Here is a 654-nt window from a genome sequence, read left to right as displayed (position 1 = left end):
ACCCAATAGGGTTGAGCTGTAAGGAAATGAGGTAAGGCAAGTGGCGCGTTCCAATCCGTACAACCCGGAGTTCCGTGAGGAAGCTGTCCGGCTGGCGCTCTCTACGAACAAGCCGATATCCCAGACGGCACGGGAGCTTGAGATCAATGCAGAGACCCTGCGTGCGTGGGTACGCCGTCATCAGCGGAATACTCCCTCACCGTCCGGGGATCTCACGCTGAATGAACGGGCCAGACTGAAAGAGCAAGACCGGCGCATCCGGGAGTTGGAGATGGAAGTCTCCTTCCTGAAAAAAGCCGCAGCGTACTTCGTGAAAGATCCCCGGTAGCGAGCAAGTACGAGTTCATCGAAACGATGCGACTCGATACTGCGGAGTGCGTGTACCCAGTCGAGTTCATGTGTGAACGGCTGGATGTGTCCAGGTCTGGCTACTACGAATGGCGGGACCGTCCGGATTCCGCGACAGTCCAGCGGCGTGAGGAGCTGAAAATATACGTCGCGAAGGCTTTCGAAATGTCCGACAGTACATACGGCCACCGGCGCGTCCACGCGCAGCTGGCCCGCTGGGGCCTCGCTGCGGGTCTGGAGCTCGTCCGTCAGATCATGCGTGACCTGGGCCTGGTGGCGTGCCAGCCGAAGCCGAAGCGGTGGTCC

At 59.8% G+C, this 654-nt stretch carries 2 protein-coding genes; both read left to right on the top strand.

From position 1 onward, the window contains the following. The first annotated feature begins 40 nt into the window (after positions 1–40). A complete protein-coding gene (locus tag ACFVX9_RS39680) occupies positions 41–328 on the top strand; it encodes a transposase (RefSeq protein WP_387987158.1) in 288 nt (95 codons plus the stop codon). A 17-nt stretch (positions 329–345) separates the two neighbouring features. Beyond that, positions 346–654: IS3 family transposase (locus ACFVX9_RS39675; protein ID WP_387987163.1), on the top strand; the 309-nt coding region annotated here is incomplete at its 3' end.

Origin of the sequence: Kitasatospora sp. NPDC058243 (genome assembly GCF_042882025.1) — a bacterium.
GTDB lineage: Bacteria > Actinomycetota > Actinomycetes > Streptomycetales > Streptomycetaceae > Kitasatospora.
Note: the sequence above shows the minus strand (reverse complement) of the source record. Positions and strands in the feature narration are given on the sequence as shown.